At 68.1% G+C, this 23,160-nt stretch carries 23 protein-coding genes; 10 read left to right on the top strand and 13 right to left on the bottom strand.

Annotation, left to right across the window (positions count from 1 at the left end):
• Nucleotides 1-46: 46 nt before the first annotated feature.
• The 4 genes from B1790_RS20230 to B1790_RS20220 all read right to left on the bottom strand — a co-directional run bounded on the left by B1790_RS20230 (nt 47) and on the right by B1790_RS20220 (nt 3,182).
• Nucleotides 47-754, bottom strand: a complete 708-nt coding sequence (locus B1790_RS20230; protein ID WP_198952064.1) for an ANTAR domain-containing protein — start codon at nt 752-754, stop codon at nt 47-49.
• A gap of 82 nt (nt 755-836) precedes the next feature.
• On the bottom strand, nt 837-968 hold the full coding sequence (locus B1790_RS35665; RefSeq protein ID WP_255407286.1) for a hypothetical protein: 132 nt from the start codon (nt 966-968) through the stop codon (nt 837-839).
• A 129-nt stretch (nt 969-1,097) separates the two neighbouring features.
• Nucleotides 1,098-2,450 carry an NAD(P)/FAD-dependent oxidoreductase gene (locus B1790_RS20225; RefSeq protein WP_079925036.1) on the bottom strand — a complete coding sequence of 451 codons (1,353 nt, stop codon included), beginning with the start codon at nt 2,448-2,450 and terminating at the stop codon, nt 1,098-1,100.
• A 33-nt stretch (nt 2,451-2,483) separates the two neighbouring features.
• Entirely contained in the window at nt 2,484-3,182 is a 699-nt protein-coding gene (locus tag B1790_RS20220) for a TetR/AcrR family transcriptional regulator C-terminal domain-containing protein (RefSeq protein WP_079925035.1), read from the bottom strand.
• A 79-nt stretch (nt 3,183-3,261) separates the two neighbouring features.
• Here B1790_RS20220 and B1790_RS34380 point away from each other — a divergent pair, with 79 nt between their 5' ends.
• Entirely contained in the window at nt 3,262-3,540 is a 279-nt protein-coding gene (locus tag B1790_RS34380; protein WP_142271414.1) for a hypothetical protein, read from the top strand.
• A gap of 81 nt (nt 3,541-3,621) precedes the next feature.
• Nucleotides 3,622-3,972 (top strand): SRPBCC family protein, encoded by a 351-nt coding sequence (locus B1790_RS20215; protein ID WP_233165229.1) that lies wholly within the window; start codon nt 3,622-3,624, stop codon nt 3,970-3,972.
• Here the strand turns inward: B1790_RS20215 and B1790_RS20210 are convergent.
• Nucleotides 3,962-4,432, bottom strand: coding sequence for an Lrp/AsnC family transcriptional regulator (locus tag B1790_RS20210; protein ID WP_079925033.1), 471 nt, complete (start codon nt 4,430-4,432; stop codon nt 3,962-3,964). The two genes, B1790_RS20215 and B1790_RS20210, sit on opposite strands and share 11 nt — an antisense overlap.
• A gap of 138 nt (nt 4,433-4,570) precedes the next feature.
• Here B1790_RS20210 and B1790_RS20205 point away from each other — a divergent pair, with 138 nt between their 5' ends.
• From B1790_RS20205 to B1790_RS20175, 7 genes are all read left to right on the top strand, one after another.
• Complete coding sequence (locus tag B1790_RS20205) at nt 4,571-8,077, top strand: indolepyruvate ferredoxin oxidoreductase family protein (protein ID WP_079925032.1); 3,507 nt, start codon at nt 4,571-4,573, stop codon at nt 8,075-8,077.
• Nucleotides 8,078-8,333: 256 nt separating this feature from the next.
• The gene (locus B1790_RS20200; RefSeq protein ID WP_142271413.1) at nt 8,334-8,582 is read left to right on the top strand and encodes a hypothetical protein; all 249 of its coding nucleotides are present in this window, start codon (nt 8,334-8,336) and stop codon (nt 8,580-8,582) included.
• Nucleotides 8,583-8,696: 114 nt separating this feature from the next.
• Complete coding sequence (locus B1790_RS20195) at nt 8,697-9,878, top strand: zinc-dependent alcohol dehydrogenase (RefSeq protein WP_079925031.1); 1,182 nt, start codon at nt 8,697-8,699, stop codon at nt 9,876-9,878.
• A gap of 40 nt (nt 9,879-9,918) precedes the next feature.
• Nucleotides 9,919-10,869 carry a methylenetetrahydrofolate reductase gene (locus B1790_RS20190; protein WP_142271426.1) on the top strand — a complete coding sequence of 317 codons (951 nt, stop codon included), beginning with the start codon at nt 9,919-9,921 and terminating at the stop codon, nt 10,867-10,869.
• Nucleotides 10,866-11,627 carry a class I SAM-dependent methyltransferase gene (locus B1790_RS20185; RefSeq protein WP_198952062.1) on the top strand — a complete coding sequence of 254 codons (762 nt, stop codon included), beginning with the start codon at nt 10,866-10,868 and terminating at the stop codon, nt 11,625-11,627. Before B1790_RS20190 ends, B1790_RS20185 begins: the two co-directional genes overlap by 4 nt.
• A 20-nt stretch (nt 11,628-11,647) precedes the next feature.
• Entirely contained in the window at nt 11,648-12,625 is a 978-nt protein-coding gene (locus tag B1790_RS20180; protein ID WP_233165227.1) for a pyridoxal-phosphate dependent enzyme, read from the top strand.
• A 228-nt stretch (nt 12,626-12,853) separates the two neighbouring features.
• Nucleotides 12,854-13,192, top strand: a complete 339-nt coding sequence (locus tag B1790_RS20175) for a hemophore-related protein (protein ID WP_079925145.1) — start codon at nt 12,854-12,856, stop codon at nt 13,190-13,192.
• Between the two features lie 97 nt (nt 13,193-13,289).
• On the opposite strand, the gene car is transcribed toward B1790_RS20175, so the two are convergent.
• From car to B1790_RS20145, 6 genes are all read right to left on the bottom strand, one after another.
• Complete coding sequence (gene car, locus B1790_RS20170) at nt 13,290-16,823, bottom strand: carboxylic acid reductase (protein ID WP_079925028.1); 3,534 nt, start codon at nt 16,821-16,823, stop codon at nt 13,290-13,292.
• 198 nt (nt 16,824-17,021) lie between these two features.
• Nucleotides 17,022-17,222 carry a hypothetical protein gene (locus B1790_RS20165; RefSeq protein WP_079925027.1) on the bottom strand — a complete coding sequence of 67 codons (201 nt, stop codon included), beginning with the start codon at nt 17,220-17,222 and terminating at the stop codon, nt 17,022-17,024.
• A 66-nt stretch (nt 17,223-17,288) separates the two neighbouring features.
• Complete coding sequence (locus tag B1790_RS20160) at nt 17,289-17,582, bottom strand: DUF4235 domain-containing protein (protein ID WP_079925026.1); 294 nt, start codon at nt 17,580-17,582, stop codon at nt 17,289-17,291.
• Nucleotides 17,579-17,869, bottom strand: coding sequence for a DUF3618 domain-containing protein (locus tag B1790_RS20155; RefSeq protein WP_079925025.1), 291 nt, complete (start codon nt 17,867-17,869; stop codon nt 17,579-17,581). Before B1790_RS20155 ends, B1790_RS20160 begins: the two co-directional genes overlap by 4 nt.
• On the bottom strand, nt 17,856-18,266 hold the full coding sequence (locus tag B1790_RS20150; protein WP_079925024.1) for a phage holin family protein: 411 nt from the start codon (nt 18,264-18,266) through the stop codon (nt 17,856-17,858). Before B1790_RS20150 ends, B1790_RS20155 begins: the two co-directional genes overlap by 14 nt.
• A gap of 92 nt (nt 18,267-18,358) precedes the next feature.
• Nucleotides 18,359-18,622 (bottom strand): hypothetical protein, encoded by a 264-nt coding sequence (locus B1790_RS20145; RefSeq protein ID WP_079925023.1) that lies wholly within the window; start codon nt 18,620-18,622, stop codon nt 18,359-18,361.
• Nucleotides 18,623-18,765: 143 nt separating this feature from the next.
• Here B1790_RS20145 and B1790_RS20140 point away from each other — a divergent pair, with 143 nt between their 5' ends.
• Nucleotides 18,766-21,285: an excinuclease ABC subunit UvrA gene (locus B1790_RS20140; protein ID WP_142271412.1), complete on the top strand. Its 2,520-nt coding sequence runs from the start codon at nt 18,766-18,768 to the stop codon at nt 21,283-21,285.
• Here B1790_RS20140 and B1790_RS34735 read toward each other — a convergent pair.
• Together B1790_RS34735 and B1790_RS20135 are read right to left on the bottom strand one after the other, a co-directional pair.
• Complete coding sequence (locus B1790_RS34735) at nt 21,282-21,452, bottom strand: hypothetical protein (protein WP_158083854.1); 171 nt, start codon at nt 21,450-21,452, stop codon at nt 21,282-21,284. The two genes, B1790_RS20140 and B1790_RS34735, sit on opposite strands and share 4 nt — an antisense overlap.
• Nucleotides 21,453-21,521: 69 nt before the next feature.
• A complete protein-coding gene (locus tag B1790_RS20135) occupies nt 21,522-22,946 on the bottom strand; it encodes a sugar porter family MFS transporter (RefSeq protein WP_079925021.1) in 1,425 nt (474 codons plus the stop codon).
• Nucleotides 22,947-23,160: the final 214 nt, after the last annotated feature.

Raw genomic sequence — 23,160 nt, 5'->3', positions numbered from 1 at the left:
GCGTGTGCACCCCCGTCGACCTTCGTCCGGTGCGTCGTCGGCCCCATTAGTCGGCGTCCAACCGGAGGCGGCGCTCGATGATGTCGCGAGCCACCTCGGTCGCGCTGCGCCCGGTGGCGTAGGCGTGCGCCCTGAGCCGGACCAAGGCCTGGGACGGGGTGACGTCCAGCTGGGCGACCAACATCCCGGTGGCCTGGCTGACCTCTGCCCGCGCGAACTGGGACAGCTCCGCCCACGCGTCGCTCGACGGGTCGCTGATCGCCGCCACCGAGTCGTCGGCGAGTAGATCCATGAACGGCACGGTCGCCATCTGCGCCGCTACCAGTGCGCCCGCCGACGTCTCGGCAGGCCAATCGCCGGGCAGGGTGCGGAACAGGTCGAGCGCGCCGACGTATTCACCGGCCACCACCACCGGAGCGGCGTAGACGCTGCGGATGGTGTGCGCCACCAGGGCGGGCCGAAAGGCCGGCCAGCGCACCTCGTCGCGGTGGGCCAGGTCGACGGACGCGACGGGCCCCCGGAACTGGACGGCGTCGAGACACGGTCCCTCGCCGAAGGTGAACTGCAGCTCGTCGTACGTACGCGCCGATGGACTCGAAACGCCGACGGTGCCCATGTTGATTCCGTCGTACACCGCCGAAATGGCTGCCGCTTCGACGTCGAACAGCATCACGCACGCCAGGCAAAGCTGGTCGGCCGCATCGAGTCCACGCCGGTCGCCCACCGCGGCGATCAGCTGTTCCTGCAGTGTCACGTCAGTTCCCGCAACGAAGCTTGCTCATGGGTCAAGCATGAGCCATTGGATGCGCGTGGACACGGGATGGGGTGAGATCGGGTCAGGCGGCGGGTGCGTCGAGCGACGGCGCCGCGCAGTCCTCGACGTATACGTAGCCGCAGGGCTGGCAAGACACCTCGTAGCGCAGGAAGCCGCCGTCTCCCTCCTGGAAGGAGTAGTCGGCCTGAACCATGCACCGTGGGCACCGTGCCGTGCCTCGTTCGACCACGCTCATCGGCGGAGCCTTCCGTCCTGGGCGGCTGGGTAGCCACCTGCGGACAGGGGATACCCCGACCATCCGGTCGTCAATCACGGAGTCGGCTCAGGACGGGTCGACGGCCCGCGGGTGCGTCACCGGGCCACAGGCCGCCCAGGTGTAGGGCTGCTCCGGGGTGGTGCCGCTGCCGAGCATGAAGGTGCGGTCCGTCCGTCGCGCGCGGGCGATCGTCGACAACCAGGTGGCCACCGTGCTGACCCGGTTCTGCACGCCGGTGAGGAAGGCGATGTGAATGAAACCCCAACCGAGCCAACCCAATACGCCAGTGAGCTTCACGGGACCGGCCTGTAGCAGGGCGTGGCCTCGGCTGATGTACGCCGCCGAGCCCAGGTCGCGATATCGGAAGGGCTTGCGGGGCTTGCCCTTTAGGTCACGTCGGAGGCAGGACGCGACGTGTAGGCCGCCCTGCATGGCGTTCTCGGCCACTCCGGGCAGGTGGTCCCGGCCGACGAGGTCTCCGATGACGAAGATCTCGCCGTGCCCTGGGACGGTCAGGTCGGCCTCCACCGCGATCCGGCCCGCGTGATCCGACGTCGCACCGAGCACGTCGGCGACCCTCCTGGCGAACGGCACCGCCTCCACCCCTGCGGTCCACAGCACCGTCCGTGCGGCGTGGTCCTCGCTGGGTCCGCCGGCCTTGGGGGTGACGGTGATGCCTTCCCGACGGACGTCGGTGACGTGCACGCCCATGTGCATCTCCACCCCGAGGTCCTCGAGAATCGTGGCGGCCTTGGCGGCCAGACCCGGCGCGAAGCCGGCGAGGACGCACTGACCGCCGTCGAAGAGCAGCACGCGGGCGTCCTCGGGCTCGATGCTGTGGAACTCGTTGGCCAACGCGCGGGTCGCCATCTCCCGAATCTGGCCGGCCAGTTCGACTCCGGTCGGTCCCCCGCCGGCGATGGCGAAGGTGAGCCATCCGTCGCGTTCCGGACCGGGGGCGAGGGTTTCGGCGATCTCGAACGCGGCGAAGAGTCGGCGGCGAATGGTCAGGGCGTCGTCGAGCGTCTTCATCCCCGGCGCCCACTTCGCGAATTCGTCGCGCCCGAAATAGGACTGACGCATTCCGGCGGCCACCACCAACACGTCGTAGTCGAGTTCGAACGTGCTCGCGTCGGGCCGCCGCGCGGTGACGCGGCGGGCGTCGGCGTCGAGGTCCACGGCCTCGCCGAGAAGGGTGGTCACGTTGCGGTGCCGAGCCAGTTCTTCGCGCAGCGACCTGCTGATCTGGCCGATGCTGAGCGTGCCGGTCGCGCATTGGTAGAGGAGGGGTTGGAAGACGTGGCACGCCGCCCGGTCGAGCAGCGTCACGTCGACGTCGTCGCCGCCGAGGCTGCGTGCGCAGAACAGTCCGCCGAAGCCGCCTCCGATGATCAGTACCTTGGTCCGACCGTTGCTCATCGCTCGACAGTACGCAGCGCAGGACCCGTCGCCCTATGGCACCGAGGCGGCCAGGCCCTTGAGTGTCAGTTCGAGAACCATTTCGAATGAGGGCTGCACCATGTACTCGCCGAGGTGTGGCGCCGCGGCGTGGGTGTGGGGATGTTCGTCGTGCGGCAGCCGGGTCGACAGCGTCTGCCAGGAGGCCTTGTCGGCGTCCTGAATCTCGGCAGGCAGCGTGACGATGGCGCTCTGCAGCATCGCCTGGCCGAGCACGAAGTTGGCGATGGCGCCGAACCACTTCGCCGCGGACTCGTCGTCGAAACCGCCCTCCCGCAACAACCCAAGGGTGAGCTCGACGGCTCGAATCTCGTTGGGCAGACCGGTCGCCCGGCTCGCGACCGCCAACCCCGCCCTGGGGAAGTCCTGTGCGTAGACCGCGAACAGGACCCGCGCCAGCCTGGCCAACGACTCCAGCCAGTCCGGCCCGGGTGTCCAGCGGTCGAGGCCGAGACCGATCATCCGGTCGGCCACCGCCCGCACGACGTCGTCGACGCCGGTGAAGTGTCGGTAGAGAGCGGTGGCGTCCGCGCCGACGGCCGCCGCGAGCGTCCGCGCGCTCAGCACGGACGCGCCCCGGTTCTCGATCAGGTTGACCGCGGCGTCGACGTAGGCCTCGCGCGACAACTCGGTGCCGGTGCCGGTGCGCCGGCGTCGCCTGCCCGCGGCCTGCTGCCTGCTCGACTCGGCCACGGCTGTGCGCTCCTTATGTCAACACCGTTGACGTCAACGTCTCGATGCCGGAGTCTGGGGCGCCAAGGGGGTGAAATCGGTGCCTGACAGACATCCGACTGTTCGTAATTTTAGGCGCGTCGCGGGGCAGGCGGGACACGTAAATTACTACCTAGAGGTCGAGGGCAGCGGCGACGACTCACTCCACCTCGTCTTCGCAGGCAACATCTTCGTCGGGCCGGTGCTGATGTCCCGCAGAAACGGCGACGGCCGATGGGATCACGAGTTGATCGACAACCCCCGGCAGTTCGGCGAGTTCGTCTCGGCGGAATGGGTCGACCGCTTCTTGGACTCCTGGTACGAGGCCCAGGCCGCCTGACGGTTTGACCGGCCCAACGCCAGGGAAGAGTGGGGCCATGAGCTCGAACGGCCCAGGCGAATGCTGAGCACGGCACGCACGATGGCCGTTCCGGTCGATTCGGTGTGGCGGGTACTGACCGATCTGGACGCATGGCCGCAGTGGGGACCAACGGTGCAGCGTGCGGAGCTCGACGACCCCGGTCCGCTGCGACTCGGATCCCGAGGCAAGGTGTGGACTCCGGTCGGCGTGGCGCTGCCCTTCGAGATCACCGAATTCGACGACGGCCGGGTGTGGGCGTGGAAGGTCGCCGGTGTGCCCGCGACGCGGCACGTGGTGACGCCGCATTCGCGGGGGTGCCGGGCATCGTTCGGCGTGCCGCTGTGGGCGCCGGCGTATCTGCCCGTGTGTGCGTTGGCGCTCAAGCGAATCGAGAAACTGGCTAGGGCCTAGCGAGCTCCTCCAGCAGTGGCCTGGTGCGGTAGGCGACGACCTCGTGCATCGCGACCGACATGGTGGTGCGCTCGACCCCCGGCACCCCGAGTATCAGCCCGGCGACCCGGTAGAGGTCGTCGGCGTCCGTCGCGACCACACCGATCAGCAGGTCGGCCGCCCCCGACAGGCCGGTGATCTGGGTGACCTGGGCGATGGTCTCCAGTTCGACGAGCACCTGATCCAGGCGATGCTGGTCGACCACCGCGCTGATGAACGCCTTCAACGGGTAGCCGAGATCGCGCGGTGACACGCATCGGTCGACGGGGGCGAGGACCTTGTCTTCGTCCCACCGTGCCAGCCGGGCCGCGACGGTGTTGCGGGCAAGGCCGAGCGCGGCGGCCAGCTGGACGCCGGTGGCCCGCGGCGCGTCACACATCGCCAGGAGCATCCGCGCATCGGTGCGATCGAGCTTCGTCATGTCGCCCAGTATTCCACGTCACACTTCACCAATAATGGGCAACATGCTCAAGAGAGTCGGCACTGCTTGCTCACTATGCGTACCGATGGTTCCCTGGAGTCAGCAATACGCCCACTACAGCCAAGGTGGTGACCTCCCATGACGGACCTCGACACCCGTCCGATCGACCGCCAGCCCTACGAATTGGGCGACCGCTACCGATCGGGCTCGGGCGCGGTGGTGCTGACCGGTGTGCAGGCCATCGCCAGGGCGCTGGTCGAGCAGCACGAACGCGACACCCGCGCGGGTCGACGGGTGGCGACGTTCGTGTCCGGCTATCAGGGCAGTCCGCTGGGCGGAGTCGACCGGATGCTTGCGGGCATGCCCGAGGTGCTGGACGCCAACGACATCACCTTCGTCCCCGGTCTCAACGAAGAGTTGGCCGCGACCTCGGTGTGGGGCAGTCAGGCCGATCTCGCCGCGTTCGCGGCGGCGGCAGGCATCGCTCACTCCCCGCCGAAGTACGACGGCGTCGTCGGGGTTTGGTACGGCAAGGGGCCCGGCCTGGACCGCGCCACCGACGCGCTGCGGCACGCCAACATGTACGGCGTCAATCCGCATGGGGGAGTGCTGCTTCTCGTCGGCGACGATCCGGCGTCGAAGTCCTCCACCGTGCCCGCCGTCAGCGAACGGTCCCTGGCGGCGCTCGGAATCCCGGTGCTGTTTCCGCGCAACGCCCGCGAGGTCGTCACGATGGCGATGCACGGCGTGGCGATGTCGCGCGCCTCCGGGTGCGTCGTCGCGCTCAAGATCGTGGCCGACGTGGCCGACGGCGCCTGGTCGGTGGATGGCAGCGTTGCCGACGTCGACGTGGTGGTGCCCGAAGTGCATTGGGAGGGAAGGCCTTTCAGCTACCGGCAGCGACCGATGGCTGCGCCCTCCAGCAGCCTCGACGCCGAGGCCGATCTGTACGGGCCGCGCACCGAGATGGTGCGCGCCTACGGCGCGGCCAACCACCTCGACGTCGTCGACCTCGACCCTCCCGACGCGACGGTCGGGATCGCCGCCACGGGACCGACGTTCGACGCGGTACGGCAGGCACTGGCCGATCTCGGCGCCGACGACGTGGCGCTGCACCGCGCCGGGATCCGACTGCTGCGCATCGGCATGCCGACCCCGTTGGGGCCGGACGCCGTCACGGCCTTCGCCGACGGATTGGACGAGATCCTCGTCGTCGAGGACAAGACGGCATTCGTCGAGACGCAGGTGCGCGAGATCCTGTACGGCACGACGGGCGCACCGCGCATCCTCGGCAAGCGGGACGCCGCCGGTCGGCCGCTGATCCCCGCGGGTGGCGAACTCACCGCGGGACGGTTGCTGGCGCCGCTGCGTCGCGTCTTCGCCGGCCGGCTCGAACTGAAGACGCCGCCGCCTCCCGCCTTGACGCTCGACGTACTCCCCGCCAAGCGTGCGGCCTACTTCTGCAGCGGCTGCCCGCACAACCGGTCGACCGCCGTGCCCGAGGGCTCGCTGGCCGGTGGCGGGATCGGTTGCCACACGATGGTGACGATGTCGGACCGCACGGACAGCGCCGTCACCGGACTCACCCAGATGGGCGGTGAGGGCAGTCAGTGGATCGGCCAGGCTCCGTTCACCGACGTCGCGCACATATTCCAGAACATCGGCGACGGAACCTTCTTCCACTCGGGCCAACTCGCCGTGCAGGCCGCCGTCGCAGCGGGTGTCAACATCACCTACAAGCTGCTCTTCAACGAGGTCGTCGCCATGACGGGCGCGCAGAATGCCGAGGGTGCGCTCACCGTCGCGCGGCTGACCCACAAGCTGACCGCCGAAGGCGTCAAGCAGATCATCGTCTGCGCCGACGAGCCCAAGCGTCACGATCGCCGCGCGATGGCCAAGGGCACGACCGTCTGGCACCGCGATCGACTCGACGACGCCCAGAAGCGGCTGCGCGAAGTCGAAGGCGTCACCGTCCTGATCTACGACCAGCACTGCGCGGCCGACGCCAGGCGGCAACGCAAGCGCGGAACCTTGCCGACACGCACCACCCGGGTTCTCATCAACGAAGCGGTGTGCGAGGGCTGCGGCGACTGCGGGGTCAAGTCCAACTGTCTGTCGGTGCAGCCGGTCGACACCGATCTCGGCCGCAAGACCCGGATCGACCAGACGTCGTGCAACACCGACTACAGCTGCCTGGACGGCGACTGCCCGTCGTTCGTCACGGTCGAGGTAAAGCCGAGCGGGAAGGTTCGTCGGACCCGGCGGGTCGACGCGCCACAGCTGCCCGACGCGCCACAGCTGCCCGACAACGACGTCGAACCGATCACCTCGACCCACAACGTCTTCTTCGCAGGCATCGGGGGAACCGGCATCGTCACCGTGAACCAGGTTCTCGCGACGGCGGCTCTGCGCGCCGGCTACGAAGTGGAGAGTCTCGACCAGATTGGGCTGAGCCAGAAGGCCGGACCCGTCGTGTCGCACCTGAGATTCGCCGCAGGCAGGCTCGAACCCTCCAACCGGCTCACGCCGGGGGCCGCGGACTGCTTCGTCGCCTTCGACCTGCTGGCCGCGGTGGACGGCAAGAACCTCGAGTACGGCGACCCCGCCCGGACGATCTCCGTCGCGTCGACGTCCAAGACGCCGACCGGCGCCATGGTCTACGACAAGTCGGTCGCCTATCCCGAGACGCCATACCTGCTGAACCGACTCGGCCGGGTGTCTCGCAGCGTGCACTCGTTCGACGCCCTGGCAGCCGCTCAGGCCTTGTTCGGCAGCACGGCGGCGGCGAACTTCCTGCTGATCGGCGCCGCCCATCAAAGTGGAGCGCTCAAGATACCGGCGGAGTGCGTCGAGGAAGCCATCCGCGTCAACGGGGTCGCGGTCGAGGCGAACCTGGCCGCCTTCCGCTGGGGTCGAGTCGCCGTCGCCGACCCGTCCCGCTTCGGCGACGCCGTTGCTCCCGCGCCGGCGCGCAAGCGGGTGCCACCGCCTGAGCGCGTCCTGGCCGGAACGTCCTTCACCGGGCAGCTGGGCGATCTGGTCTCGCGGCGGGCCGCCGATCTGATGGAGTTTCAGGGCGAGCGGGTGGCTCGTCGATACGTCACCGTGATGCACGAGGTGTGGACGGCCGAGCGGGCGGCGTCGGACCGCACGGAGTTCAGCGAAGCCGTCGCCCGCGGGCTCTTCAAGTTCACCGCCTACAAGGACGAATACGAGGTCGCCCGCCTGCTGACGGATCCGCGATTCGTCGAGCAGGTCCAAGCCGAGTTCCCCACCGGGGAGAAGCTGACCTACAAGCTGCACCCACCCGCGCTTCGGGCTCTCGGGAGGAAGAAGAAGATCGGTCTCGGGCCGAGGAGTCACGTTGCACTGCGCGTGCTCGCCAAGGGAAAGGTGTTGCGGGGAACCGTTTTCGACCCGTTCGGCCATGCACACGTCCGCAGGGTGGAGCGTCGTCTGCGCGACGAGTACGAACACATCGTGACCGAGTTGGCAGCCGAGCTGCCCGGCGGGGACTACGACCGTGCGGTCACCGTCGCCGCACTCCCGGACGTGGTCCGTGGCTACGAGGGCGTGAAGCTCGCGAACGTCGACGCCTATCGAGCGCGATTGCGAGAACTCGGCGTCGACCGTGGCGCCAGCTAACAAACGAGTCTGCAGGTGACGGTGTAGCTTTGGACGCGGAGAGGTAACGCAGGCCGGCCTGCGATCCCCTCAAGCCCTTGGCGGTTTTGGCATCAAGCCCTCAAGGGCGCTCCTCGTCAGGCGCCCCCGGACCCCGGGTGACCCAAGCCGGTTCGACGTGACGAACACGTCATATCGGCCGAAGTGTTGTCGGCGCGTCCTCGGTTGGTCGAGAATGTGAACCGTCGGGGAAACTTTGACAGACGGGGGAACGATGATGAGTGAAGTCGCAGCCAGCGGCGGCGGTGACGCGCCTGCAGGCGTCGGCATTACCACGCGGGTCCGAGTGTTTCCCAGCTCCGACCGCGAGGCGCACGGGGTGATCGTCGACGACTTCGGCGAATCCATCGGCATCCCGGTCGAAATCGGCGGCAACCTCATCGCCGGACCCGCGCGCCGCTGGGCGGTCATGCTGGACGACGACAATCTGCTGTTCGTCGACAGCGAGGATCTCGAGGCCGAGTAACCCGCTCCGAATCTTCTAGCCAGGCAGCCGCAACCCGGCCCGTCGAGTTTTGCCGTACCAGACGCGGGTACGTGCCCTCCGCAAGGCGGACTCGGACAGCGGACGGAGCACACGGTGAAGGCAGTGACCTGGCAGGGCAAACGCGACGTGAGGGTCGAGCAGGTTCCCGACCCACGGATCGAGGAACCCAACGACGCGATCATCGAGGTCACGTCCACCAACATCTGTGGCTCCGACCTGCACCTCTACGAGGTGCTCGGTGCGTTCATGACCCCCGGCGACATTCTCGGCCACGAGCCGATGGGCATCGTTCGCGAAGTCGGCAAGGACGTGTCGAACCTGGCGGTTGGCGACCGGGTGGTGATTCCGTTCCAGATCTCGTGCGGTCACTGCTTCATGTGCGACGCCCACCTCTACACCCAGTGCGAGACCACCCAGGTTCGAGATCAGGGGATGGGCGCAGCCCTGTTCGGGTTCTCCGAGCTCTACGGCGCCGTTCCCGGCGGGCAGGCTGAGTTGCTGCGGGTGCCCCAGGCCCAGTTCACCCACATCAAGGTGCCCGACGGCCCGCCGGATTCGCGCTTCGTCTACCTCTCCGACGTGCTGCCCACCGCGTGGCAGGCGGTGCAGTACGCCGACATTCCCGACGGCGGCACCGTCGCGGTGCTCGGGCTCGGCCCCATCGGCGACATGGCCGCGCGCATCGCGCATCATCTCGGGTACGAGGTCATCGGCGTTGACCTGGTTCCGGAACGCCTCGCGCGCACCGCTGCCCGCGGCATCCGCACCGTCAACCTCAACGAGATCGACTTCGCCGTCGGCGACGCGATCCGCTCGATGACCGACGGTCGGGGCACCGATTCGGTGATCGACGCGGTCGGCATGGAGGCACACGGCTCGCCGGTCACCAAGATCGCCCAGCAGGTGACGGGACTGCTTCCCGACGCACTGGCCAAGCCGTTCATGAAGAAGGCGGGCCTGGACCGCCTCGGAGCCCTGTACTCCGCCATCGACGTCGTGCGGCGCGGCGGGAACATCTCGGTCATCGGCGTGTACGGCGGTGTGGCGGACCCGATGCCGATGCTGACGATGTTCGACAAGCAGGTTCAGCTCAAGATGGGCCAGGCCAACGTCAAGCGGTGGGTCGACGACATCATGCCGCTGCTCGGCGACGACGACCCGCTGGGCGTCGACGACTTCGCCAGCCACGTGCTGCCGCTCGACGACGCTCCCCACGCGTACGAGATCTTCCAGAAGAAGCAGGACAACGCCGTCAAGATCATGCTCAAGCCGTGACGTGACGGCCCGTCCGACGGTCGAGAGTTGTCCCAAGCGAATGGAATTCGGGCCTTGCGGTGGGGTCAGGCTCGACGGGCAATGTGAAATGCTGCCCGCCCCATGCGTATTCGACGACGCGGTACCCTGGTCGGGAGCCGTCGCGGAGCCGATCCCGGTGCCGGCGCCACTGATCCTCGGCGACTTCAGCTGCAGTCCGTTCGACGCCGCGGACGTCGTGGCCACCGCGGGGATTCTGGCGAGGTCGTGTGACGCCGTGCTGGTCGGCGAGCACCAGAATCGCCCCGACTTCCCGCCGACGATCATGGGTGGTCTTCTCCTGGAAACCGGTGTGACGCCGTGGATTACGTTGTCGTGCCGGGACCGAAACCGCATAGTGCTCGAGCAGGAACTGCGCGGGCTGGCACACGTCGGCGTGCGCACGGTCTTCTGTGTCACCGGCGACGGCCGCGGCTACGACGTGCGCCCGGACGTCACGCAGACCTTCGACCTGGACGGACCTCGGCTGGTGGCGTTGGCCGATTCCCTCGGCATGGTGGCGGCCGTACCCGAGACGCCAACGGCGCCGCCGGTGTCCGCACGTCCCCTGCGCCTGGTCTACAAACAGCGCGCCGGAGCCAGTCTGGCGGTACTCAACCACGTGCCGTCACCGTCGGTGGCGCAGGAGTTCGTGGCCGCGGCCCGAGCGGCCGGCCTGACGATGCCGGTGGTGGCCGGCGTCGCGGTGTTCACCGACGTCGTCTCGGCCGCGGTGTTGCAAGGCCTGCCGGGGCTGGAACTCGACGAGCGCGTCGTGGACGACGTCCTCGCCGCGGACGATCCCGTCGAGGCGGGTATCGAGGCCGCCGTGACCGAGGCGCGGAATCTGCTCTCGATCGACGGCGTCGACGGAGTCAACCTTTCGGGTTCGGCCACGGCCCGCGGCACCCGCTTTGGGGCCGAGATCAAGGCCGAGGTCGGCGCTCGCATCCGGAGGGAGCTCGGCCGATGAGTGACGCCATGTCCGCCGAATTCGACACGGTCGCCGAGTGGACCGCCGACGTCGCGGTGCAGCTAGGCCCCGACCATCACGTTCCGGCCGCTTGTCGCGGCAGCGGCAGCCCCGCCGCGCTCGACTGGTTGGTCGCGCGGCTCGACCTCGCATCGGGAGAGACACTGGTGGACTGTGGCGCAGGCGTGGGAGGGCCCGCCGCGTACGCCGCTCGGCGAACTGAGGTGCGGCCGCTGTTGGTCGAGCCCGAGGCGGGTGCCTGCCGCGCGGCGCAGACCCTGTTCGCCCATCCGGTGGTTCGCGCAGATGCCGCCGCCCTGCCGGTGGCCGACGGCTCGGTCGACGCGGCATGGGCGTTGGGGGTGCTGTGCACGACCGAGGCGCAGCTGGAGCTGTTGCACGAACTGGTGCGGGTGACGCGCACGCCCGGTCGGATCGGCCTCTTGGTGCTCGTCGCCGCAGAGCCCCTCGGGGAGGCGGAGGTGCCCGATGGCAACCACTTTCCGACCATGGACGCGTTTCACCGGCTGGTGGACGAGGCGGGCCTTCGCGTCGACGACGCGTGCGGTACGGATCAACTCGACGCGGTCCCAGGGGAGTGGAGCCGCCGCGTCGACGCGGTGACGGCCGAGCTGACCGCCCGTCACGGCGACGCGCGCGCATGGCAGCAGGCCGAACACCAGTCCGACCTCATCGGGGAATTGATCGCCGACGGACGGATCTCGGCCGAGCTCTTCTCGCTGCGACGCCGTCGGTGACGGGGATGGAGAATCCTCGGGTGACCGATCGAGAGTCCGTTGCCCTCAGCACGCTTCCGACACCGCTCGAGGCGGCGCCACGGCTGGCCGCGGCCATCGGGCTCGGCCCGGACGATCTCTGGGTCAAGCGCGACGACCTCTTGGGGCCTGGCGGTGGTGGCAACAAGGTGCGCAAGCTGCAGTACACGGTGGCCGCCGCGCTCGCCGCAGGCGCAACCACTCTGGTCACCACCGGCGCGGCGCAGAGCAACCATGCCCGGCTCACCGCCGCTGCGGGGGCTCGGCTCGGCCTCGACGTGGTTCTGGTGCTGGCCGGAACCGGCGGCGTCGCCACCGGGAACTTGGCCTTGGACGCGATGCTCGGCGCGCGGATCGTGTGGGCGGGCGACGTGGACTCGGGGGAGTTGGAGCGCCACGCGGCACGGATCACCGCGCAGCTGACCGCGGATGGCCGCGTCGCCAGGCAGATTCCATTTGGCGGATCGAACGCGGTCGGGGCCCGCGGATACGTCGACGCCGGCCACGAACTGCTCGCCCAGCTGCCGGAGCTGGCGCAGGTGGTGGTGGCGGTGGGCTCCGGGGGTACCGCGGCCGGTTTGACCCATGCCCTTGGCGCCGACCGCGTGCTTGGCGTGCACACGGGGGCAGTGCCCGATCCCGAGGCGCGGATCGGGGACCTCGTCGTCGGGCTTGGTGGTCCAAGCGGTGACGCCGCCCCTGCGCTGCGGCTGCGCACCGACCAGGTGGGTGCGGGCTATTCGGCGTTCACCGAATCGGTGAAGGACGCCCTGCTGCTGGCGGCGCGCACGGAGGGGCTGATCCTCGATCCCGTCTACACCGGCCGAGCGCTCGCAGGGCTCGTCGCGGCGGTGCGCGACGGCGACGTGCGCCCCGGTCAATCGACCGTGTTTCTGCACTCCGGCGGGCTGCCGGGACTGTTCGGTTCCGATGCCGCGATGACCTGGGCTGATTCGTTGGCCGACGGCCAAGGAAGTTAGCGAATTCGGGGCGGCCGGCCCGCCGAGTACTCGACTGCCCGTCGGAACGGGTTTAGCGCGGACCATTTGCGGCAAAATAGCTACCGTGGCTAACCAAGTCGGTGTCCGCTCGACGAAGTGCGGATTTTGCCCTCGGAGAAGATGTAACGCGGACGCCGTCGCCGACGGTTAAACTCGTGACGACACTTCGATGATGCCGTCGTATACACGTGTCGGAAGGTGGACGAAATGACTTTTTCAACGAAGATGGCCGCTGGTTTGGGTGGTTTGGCTCTCGCCGCAATGGCGGGAAGCGGAATTGCTTCGGCAGCCCCCGGTGACGCCGTGATCCTCAACTCGACGTGCACCTACCCCCAGGTGATCGCCGCGGCCCAGGCTCAGGATCCCGTGGCGACCGCCGCGCTGCAGAAGGATCCGGCGGCAAACGGGTTCCTGCAGGGTCTGGTCGCCTCGCCTCCCGGGTCGCCCGAGCGCCAGCAGAAGATCAACTTCGTTCGTAGCTTCCCGCAGGCGGCTCAGTTCAACGGGCTGATCATGTCCGTGGCGACCAGCTGCAACAACTACTGATCGACTGAGTAATCCGGGGCCGTCGTAGCGCGGCCACCGACACGAATGCCCACCTCCGAGCAAAGTCGCTCAGAGGTGGGCATGTTCGTGTGACCGATTAGAGAAGCCCGAGCAGCTTCAGGTCGGTGGCGTACTTGTCGATGACCGGTGCCGTCAGGTGGGGGATGTCCTTGTCGGGACCAATCTTGGCTTCCTGCACTGCCGTGCGGAAGTGGTCCACCGGCGCCATGGATCCGTTCACCGGAAGCTGCGGTCGCCCGTAGTTGTGCAGTAGCGGCAACAGCGACGCCTGACGCTGCCTCTCCGGCAGGGCCCGCAACGCCGTTTCGAACCGGGCCAACCAGTCGGCGTAGCCGGGGATCCGGACGATCGGGTGGCCGGCCTCGGCCAGCCAGTCCACGAAGGTGTCCATGCTGATGCCGTCGTCGTGGGGGTTCATGACGTGGAACGTCTCGAATCCGGTGACGTGGGCACTGATCGTGTCGACCGCGTCGGCGATGAATTCGACGGGCAGGCCGTCGAAGTGCGAGCGCTGCCGACTTCCGCCGCCGTCCAATTCGTAGAACGACGCCGGGGCCACGCCGGTCGCCACCACACTCAGCATCATCCGGGTGAACATGTCCGGCACGTTCAGCTGACCCGCATAGGTGGTGTCGGCCATGATCATGTCGCACCGGAACACCGAGACCGGCAGACCGCACAGGTCGTGCGCCTCACGCAGCAGCACCTCGCCTGCCCACTTGCTGTTCCCGTAGCCATTTGCGTAGTCGTCGTTGACATTTCGCGCCGCGCTCATCTGCCGGATGTCGGTCTCTTCGACGAAGTGACCCGGCTCGATGCCGTCCCCGACGCCGATCGTCGAGATGTAGACGAACGGCTTGATGCGGGTGGTCATGGCGATGCGGATCAGCTCGGCGGTGCCGACCACGTTAGGCCCGAACAGCTGGCTGTAGGGCAGCACGTGGTTGACCAGGGCGGCCGGGTCGACGATCAGGTCGACGGTGTCGGCCAACCGCTGCCACGTCGTCTGCGACAAGCCGAGATTCGCGTCGCCCTTGTCGCCGGCGATCACCTCGAGGTGGTCGGACAGGGAGCGGTAGTGCTGCAACAGCTTTGGATCCCCGCTGTCGAACGTCGCGTCGAGTCGGGCCCGCGCGTCGTCGTCGGACTTGGCCCGCACCAGGCAGATGACCTTGCCGTCGACGAGATCCATCCGCTCAAGCCAGTCCAGGGCCAGGTAGCGGCCGAGGAAGCCGGTGGCACCGGTGAGCAGCACCGTGCGCACTTCGCCTGACGGCTTGGGCAACGACGGCGCCGCGGCGATGGTGGCCTCGTCGACGAACTTCTCCAACGTCAGATCGCGGGCGTGCACCTCGACCGCGTCGCGGCCGTGGACCGCGTCATACGTCGGTCGCTTGGTGCCGCCGGCCAGCTGCGCTTCGACGTAGGCGGCGATCGACGCGAGGTCGCTGGCCGGACTCACGATCACGCCGACGGGTACGTCGACCTCGAAGATTTCGTGCAGCAGGTTGGCAAAGGTCAACGCAGACAACGAATCCCCACCGAGATCGGTGAACGCCGAGTCTGGCGACACGTCGGTGGCAGCGGTCCCGAGCAGTGCGCTCGCGGCGCGGCTTACGGTCTCCGCAACGGGGCGCTGGGCACCGTCGCGCCGCAGGGAGCGCAGCACGTCGGCCTGACCGTCGGCGAGGTCCACGTACAACTGCTCGAGCCGTTCGGCGTAGAACTCCTTGAGCTTTGGACGCGCGAGCTTGCGGATGCCCGTGAGCAGTCCGTTCTCCAGCGTGAACGGTGTTGTCTCCACGAGGAAGTCGCGGGGAATCTCGTAGCCCTGCAGCCCGGACTCCCTTGCGACGCTCTGCAGCGCCTCGGCCAGCACCGACTTCACCGCGGTGACGTCACCACCGACGCTGGCGAGCACGTCGTCGGTCGGCACGACCACCGCCAGCAGATATGAGCGAGAGCTGTTGCCGTAGACGAAGATCTGGCGGACCGATGGATGACCGCCGTAGGCCGCTTCGAGTTTGGAGACGGTGACGAACTCGCCCTGCGAGAGCTTGAGCACGTTGTTGCGGCGGTCGACGTAGGACAGATGCTCGGGCGCGGTCTCCGCGAAGACGTCACCGGTGTGGTACCAGCCGTCGGTGTCGAAGAGCTCGGCGGTCACGTCGGGTCGCTTGTAGTAGCCGGGGATGACGTCGGCCGTCTTGACCCACAGCTCACCACGGGGGTGGGGGCGATCGGTGGCGAAGTAGCCGAGCTCGGGGACGTCAACCAGCTTGTAGTCGACGACCGGTGGCCGTCGGATCGCGCCGTCGACGAGCACGACGCCGGCCTCGGTGGAGCCGTAACCGTCCTGTACGTGGACGTCGACGAAGTCCTCGATCCAGGAATGCAGCTCGGGTGAGATCGGCGCCGAGCCGGTGATCGCCGAGAACTGGCGTCCACCAACGAGACTCGTGCGCTGCTCGGCCATGACCTCCTGCTCGACGGCGGCCCGGTCGGCGCCGTCGAGGCCGCCGGCCCGGCGGTCGGTCTCGCTTTGGACTTCCTGGAACAGCATTTCCCAGATCCGGGGGACGAAGTCGAGCTTGGTCGGACGTACCAGCGAGAGGTCCTCGAGCAGTGTGGACAGGTCGCTCTTGGCGGCGAAGTAGGCCGTGCCGCCCGCGCCCAGCGTCGAGTAGAGGATCACGCGGCCCATGACGTGGCTGATGGGCATGAAGCTCAGGCTGATGGCGGGCAGCTTGTTCTCGGTGTCCCACTCGGGGCTGAACCAGCCCCGCCAGCAGTTCGCCATCAGGCGGTCGGTGTACATCGCCCCCTTGGGTGCACCGGTGCTGCCAGAGGTGTAGATCAGCAGTCGAAGGGCGTCGGCGTCGCCCGTGCGGGTCTCTGTCGCGGCGGAGTGCTTGGCGCCGCCCTCGACGACGTCCTGGAGCGTGGTGACGTCGACCTTCAGGTCGGCGAGTCGGGTGGCGGCGGACTCCAGTGCCTCGCGGTGGTCGTCGACTTGGGGGTGGTAGTCGAACACCACCAGGCGCTGCGGCGCGTGGGCGGTGAGTGCGAGCTCGACCGCGTCGTCGAGGTGGTCCATGCTCGAGAGGATCACCACGGGAGTGGTCTCGACCATGATCGGATGCAGCTGGGCGACGGGCGCACTGGTCTGCAGCGGGACGGACACCGCGCCCGTCAGGGGCAGCGCCATGTCGACGACGGCGTAGTCGGCGCTGGTGAATCCCAGGGTTGCGACGCGGTCGCCCGGCTCGACGGGGTTTCCGGCCAGCGCGTCGGCCAGCGCACGGACCCGCTGCCACGTCTCGCGGTAGGTGAGGGTCTCGAATCGGGGCTGCAGTGAGGCCACCGTGCGGCCCGACTCGTCGGGGACGAACTCGACGGCACGCTGGCCGAGTGCGGGTCGGTCGGCGTAGCCGGTCATCGCGATGCGGATCACGTCGGCGAGCATCTCGTCGGGACCCTGCATGGCGGCGGTGACCGCCGGATCGGGTTGGGCCGCAACGAGTTGCGGATCGCCGGAACCCGACCGCGAGGTCAACTCGTCGAACCGACGGGAGAGGCGCACTTCGCGGGCAGTGGTGGGAGTTGACATTGGGGTCTCCTCAAAATTCCAGGTGGTCGTATCGCCAACGAGTGCCGTCGTCGGCTCCACTGCCGAAAACTACGTTAGCGAAACTAAATATTCCTGGACGCTTACTGTGAGGAGGCTTGTCGTTCGGGCCGCCAGGCCCCGGAGCGGCGCAGTCGTCGACGCGTCGTTTCCTCGCCGGTGATCGATCTCACTCGACGCTCAGTGCACCGCGACGTCGACGCCTGCGCTCAGCACCACCGCGCTCACGACGAACGAGGCCACCGCCCAGCCGACGGCTGCGCGCTTTGTCTCCATCGCGACGACGGCCGCGATGACGGCGAAGAAGATCGACCCTACGAACACCGCGATCGCGGGCCCGCCGTGCGGGATGACCGCGAAGGCAGCGTTGGTCGTCGACATGGTGCGATGGTGGCACGACGACCACCGGTCAAGCTGTGGATCTACTTCTCGTCTGCTGGGACCGAGTCAGCTACCTGGCCACTCGCCGGTCCACCGCTCGAAGGCCCGCGCCCCCTGCCGGTCGATCACGGTCTTGACCAGTGAATACACGACACCCTGCACGGCGGCCGCCACCAAGATCTCCTTGAACGGATACTCGGTTTGCAACGCCGTCGGCGGATCCGGCTTGTCGCCGGGGCTGGCCCGCTTCCAGATCTGCTTGAAGATGGCGCTGGCCACCAGCCCACCAAGAATCGAGCTGACCAGACCCACCGGGCGGTAGAGGATCTTCGCGGTGGCCGACGGCGCGGCGGGGCTCATCGCCTGCTCCGACGCCAGAAGAAGACGCCGACGACGAGTGCGGCGACGGCGATGGCGGTGACCGGAAGCGCGGGTTTGACCGAGCCGTCGGACGTGGTGGTTGTCTCCACGACCTTCTCCTTGGCCTCGGCGACCGCGTCGCCTGCCCTCGCCTTGACGTCGAGCTTGTGGGTCAACGCTTGCGCCGTCTCGCCGAGGTCTTCCCGGGTCTCCTCGATGTCGGCCTGCAGATCATCGAGGCTTGCGTCCGGCCCCGGTTCGGGCGGAGTGGGGTCAGGTGCGGTCATGGGTGGCGTCCTTCACTTCGCGGATGTCGTCCTTAACGTTCGCGACCGTTCGTTGCGGGACCGGTGACGCCTCTTGCACCTGTCGCTTGCCCGTCAGCGCGGCGATACCGCCGACGGCGAGCAGCACGGCCCCGACGATGAGGGCGGCCGCCCACACGGGGAGGACGAGGGCGAGGGCGGCCACGGCAGCCGCAATGAGCGTCGCGACACCGAAGACGGCGAATGCGCCTGCGACGCTGAACAATCCGGCACCGATGCCGGCATGCTTGGCCGACTCCTGAAACTCCTTCTGTGCCAGCCGAATCTCGTCGCGGACGAGTCGCGACGTCTGTGCCGCCAGCTGGGTGATCAGTTCGCCGGTGGAGGCACTGTCGGTCGGCGTCGAGCCTGCGGTCATCACTCCTCCTTCACGCGGTTTCCCGGTCAAGGCGGCGTTCCCGCTGTCGCCTCGCTCAAACCTGACTGCCGGCGAGCAGGCGTCCCCGCAGGTCAGTCGCCGTCCTTGTCCTTCTTCTCGTCGTCGGAGTCCTCGTCGGCCGTGTCCTTCTCGGCTGTGTCCTTCTCGTCGATGTCGTCGCGATCCTTCGGCCGGTTTCCGCCCACTTCGAGCACGGCCCAGTGGCTGGGTGAGACGAGGACGGACCACTCGCCCTCGCGGCGCCCCATCTTGAGGACGCCGTCGTCGACCTCCCATGCCGTGTCGTCGTCGTAGTCGGTCTCTTGCCCGTCGGAGTAGGTCAGTTTGAATGCCATTGCCCGAGCCTGCCACCGGCGCGGTGTCTCCGGGGCGAGCTCGGAAAAATTCATCAAGATCAGTGCCGTTGTGGCAGTGGCCCTTTCGTCAACCAGTCCGTGCGGCATTTGATACTCGTGGAGGCTGCGCCCACACTGACGTCGTGTCAACGCCACCCGAAGACGTCGATCCCTTCGTCCGCGTCGTCGGATCGCAGGTCCACAATCTGAGGACCGTCGACGTGGCCGCACCACGTGACGCGTTCGTCGCGTTCACCGGGGTGTCGGGGTCGGGTAAGTCGTCGTTGGCCTTCGGTACGGTCTACGCCGAGGCGCAGCGCCGGTACTTCGAATCCGTCGCGCCCTATGCCCGCCGACTGCTGTTGCCCGCCGGAGCCCCGAAGGTCGACGACATCACCGGTCTGCCCCCCGCGGTGGCGCTGCAGCAGCGCCGCGGCGCGGGCACCTCACGGTCGACGGTCGGCACCGTGACGACGCTGTCGAACCTGCTCCGGATGCTCTACTCCCGGGCCGGCACCTACCCGCCCGGCGCCACCATCCGGCTGGACTCCGACTCGTTCTCGCCGAACACCGCGATCGGGGCGTGCCCGGAGTGCCACGGGCTTGGTCGAATTCATCGCGTCACCGAGGAGACGTTGGTCCCCGACCCGACGTTGACGATCCGAGAGGGCGCCGTCGCGGCCTGGCCGGGGGCGTGGCAGGGCCAGAACCTGCGCGACATCCTGATCACGCTCGGCCACGACATCGACGTGCCGTGGAAGAAGCTGCCCAAGCGCAAGCGTGACTGGATTCTGTTCACCGACGACCAGCCGACCGTGGAGATCCATCCGAACCGTGCCGCGGTGACCGCCGACTACTTCTACAACGGCACGTTCTCCAGCGCCGAGCGCCACGTGCGGCACACGCTGGCCAACTCGCAGAGCGCGATGATGCGCAGGCGGGTGTTGCAGTTCGTCGACTCCGTCGAATGCCCGGTATGCGGCGGCTCGGGGTTGCGGCCGGAGGCGCTCGGCGTCACCTTCGCCGGGAAGACGATCGCCGAGCTCGTGGCGCTGCCGCTGACCGATCTGGCGGCGGCGCTTGCGCCCGCGGCCAACCGCGTCGACTTCGAGGCGGCCTACGAGTCCATCGAGTCTGGCGAGTTCACCGAGGTGGCCACGATGATCGCGGCCGATCTCGTCGCGCGCATTCAGGTGCTCGTCGACCTCGGCCTCGGGTATCTCAGCCTCAACCGGCGGACGCCGACCGTGTCACCCGGTGAGCTGCAACGGCTTCGGTTGGCGACTCAGTTGCGGGCCGGGCTGTTCGGGGTTCTCTACGTGCTCGACGAACCGTCGGCCGGGCTGCATCCCGCCGACGCCGAGCCGTTGCTCAACGTGCTGGATCGTCTTCGGCGAGCGGGCAATTCACTCTTCGTCGTCGAACACGACATGGACGTCGTCCGGCGCGCCGACTGGATCGTCGACGTCGGACCCGGTGCGGGCGAGCTCGGCGGTGAGGTGCTCTACAGCGGTCCGGTGCCTGGCCTGGCCGACGTGACGACGTCGGTGACGCGGCGGTACCTGTTCGGCGGCGGGGTGTCCGAGCCGCGAGCCAAGCGGGTGGCGACGCAGACCCTGCGCCTTCGCGGCGTGTGCTTCCACAACCTGCGCGACCTCGAGGTGGAGATCCCGCTAGGGGTGTTCACCGCCGTCACCGGGGTGTCCGGATCTGGCAAGTCAACCCTGGTCTGCAAGGTGGTGGGTGACGTCGTCGCCCGGCATCTGGGGGCCGCCAGCACCGCCGAGGCCGAGGACGCCGATCCCGCCGACGTCGACGCCGGGGTTGCCGACGTCGACGTGGACGCCAGCGTCGGGGTGACCGTCGAGGGCGTGGAGGTGGTCGACCGGTTGGTGATCGTCGACCAAAAGCCCATTGGCCGCACGCCACGGTCGAACCTCGCCACCTACACCGGCATGTTCGACGCCGTCCGCAAGGCGTTCGCGGCCACCGACGAGGCGCGAAAGCGCGGCTGGAGCGCGGGGCGCTTCTCGTTCAACGTGGTCGAGGGGCGGTGTCCGACCTGTCAGGGCGAGGGGTTCGTCGCGGTCGAATTACTCTTCCTCCCAGGCACTTACGCGCCGTGCCCCACCTGCCACGGCGCCAGGTACTCCGAGGAGACGTTGACGGTGCGCTATCACGACCGCACCATCGCCGACGTTTTGGCGATGACCGTGGACGAGGCCGCGGAGTTCCTCGCCGACGTGCCCGCCGCGGCAAGGAGTCTCGCCACGCTGCGAGACGTCGGACTGGGCTACCTGCGACTCGGGCAGCCCGCCACCGAATTGTCGGGCGGGGAGGCGCAGCGCATCAAGTTGGCGTCGGAGTTGCAGCGGTCCCGCCGCGGACACACCTTCTACGTACTCGACGAGCCGACGACGGGTCTGCATCCGGCCGACGTCGAATTGTTGGAGCGCCAACTGCACCTGCTGGTCGAGGCGGGAAACACCGTTGTCGTCGCCGAACACGACATGGGCGTGGTGGCGGGAGCGGACTGGGTGATCGACCTGGGTCCGGGCGCAGGCGACGCCGGCGGCCGGGTGGTCGCGGCGGGGACGCCTGAGCACGTCGCCGGCGCGGCGGACAGCAGGACGGCGCCCTACCTGGCGGCGAAGCTGCGCTAGTTCTCGGCGCGGTGTCTGCCCCGGTAGGAGCCGACGTCGACCGAGACGGCCTTGGTCGGCGACCAGCCGTGTCCGAAGAGTTCCAGTGACGGGTCGCCGACCGGCGGTGTGAACATGGGTTTGCTCTCCCGGGCCGGGCTGACCGCGAAGTCGTCGGGTTCGATCACGCAGGCTATTTACCCGCACGTCAACCTTTGCCAAACCTGTCGATTCGCCCAACCCGTGGTGTGCCCGTGTCAGCCGCGCGCAAAGTCCGCAGGCGTGAACTTGCCGGCGCTGAGCTTGGACTCGATCTCCTCCAAGCTTCGTCCGGTCAGATCCGGCATGCGGAAGTAGACGAAGACCCAGGCTGCGACGTTGAACAACCCGTAGAGCCACATCGACGGCCCGACACCGATGCCGCTGATCAGCGTCAACAGCGTCAAGGTGATCAGCAGATTCGTGCCCCACAGGGCCGCGGACTGCACCGCCGTACCTGCCGGCCGCACCGCGAGCGGGTAGGTCTCCGAGCCGGTCAACCAGCCCATGAGCTGCAACCCACCGGCGTTGAAGAGCATGAACACGACCAGGCAGGCGATGATGAACGGGGTGGATTCGCGTCCGCTGTTACCGGAGACGAACAGCCACCCGAGAACGAACAAGCTGACCGCCGCACCGGGAATCATGATGAGGGTCAGCCGGCGCCTGCCCACCTTGTCGATGATCGCCAGCCCGACGAGCTGAGCCACCAAATAGCTCACGCCGAGGGCGACCGACACCTCCAGCGCGACCGATTCCGAGAAGCCGTTGTCGGTCAAGATCGTCGGCGAGTAATAGATGATCATCTCGATGCCGCTGAGCTGGGTGAAGATCGCGATTCCGCAGCCCAGTATCAACGCAGGTCGCACCCACGCTGCGCGCAGTCCCGGCCAGCCGCGGGTCTTGGCCGTCTTCTCCTCGTGGGCCAGCTCGGCCATCTCGTCGAGCTCCCCGTCGACGTCGTAGTCCGACGGTCGGACCCGCTCGAGCACGCTCCGTGCCTCGTCGCCCTGGTCACGCTTGACCAGCCAGCGCGGGCTCTCCGGAAGCCGCAGCAGCAGAACCAACATCAGCGCGGCGGGGACGGCCGCAGCTCCAATCGACCACCGCCACGGAATCGACTCCGAGGCGCCGACGATGGTCGCGATCACGATGCCGACGCCGATTGCGATTTGGAAGCACAGCACCAGACGACCGCGATACTTCGGCGGTGCGAGCTCGGCGACGTACATCGGGGCGGTCTGGGTGGCACCGCCGACGGCGAAGCCGAGGACGAGCCGTCCGACCGAAAGCAGCACGGGGTTGGGCGCCAACGCACACCAGATCGAGCCGACGGCGAAGACGACGGCGAGCATCACCAAGGTGCCCTTGCGGCCGCGTCTGTCGGACAGGTAGCTACAGGTGAGTGCGCCGATGACGGCACCAAGCAGGATGCTCGCGGCGATCACCTGTTTCCAGGCCTCTTCGATGCCGAAGTCCTTGGTGATCTGCAGCAGGGCTCCGGAGATGATGCCCGTGTCGTAGCCGTAGAGCATGCCTGACACCGCCGACACCAACGCGACGATCACCACCGCCCCCGTCAGCTGGCCGGGTGCCTTCTCTCGGGCCTCCGCCGAACCCTTGGTGCCCTCGGTCGAACCCATGCGTGGTCCTCCAGCCTGTGATGACGTCGTCGTCTCGGTGGTGCTGTGCCGTCATACCCACAAAACGCCGAAATGACGCAGGGTGCGGCGCGCTCCGACCTCGAGGTATTCCGCCACGGAGGGTGAGAAGTTGCACAGGCCCGGCACGGCGTTTCCACGAGGGTGGAGGCGTACTGTCCAGAATTAGGAAGACGGCATAATTAATTGTCGCTTC

It is taken from the genome of Mycobacterium sp. AT1 (genome assembly GCF_002043095.1).
In the GTDB taxonomy this organism is placed as follows: Bacteria; Actinomycetota; Actinomycetes; order Mycobacteriales; family Mycobacteriaceae; genus Mycobacterium.
Note: the sequence above shows the minus strand (reverse complement) of the source record. Positions and strands in the feature narration are given on the sequence as shown.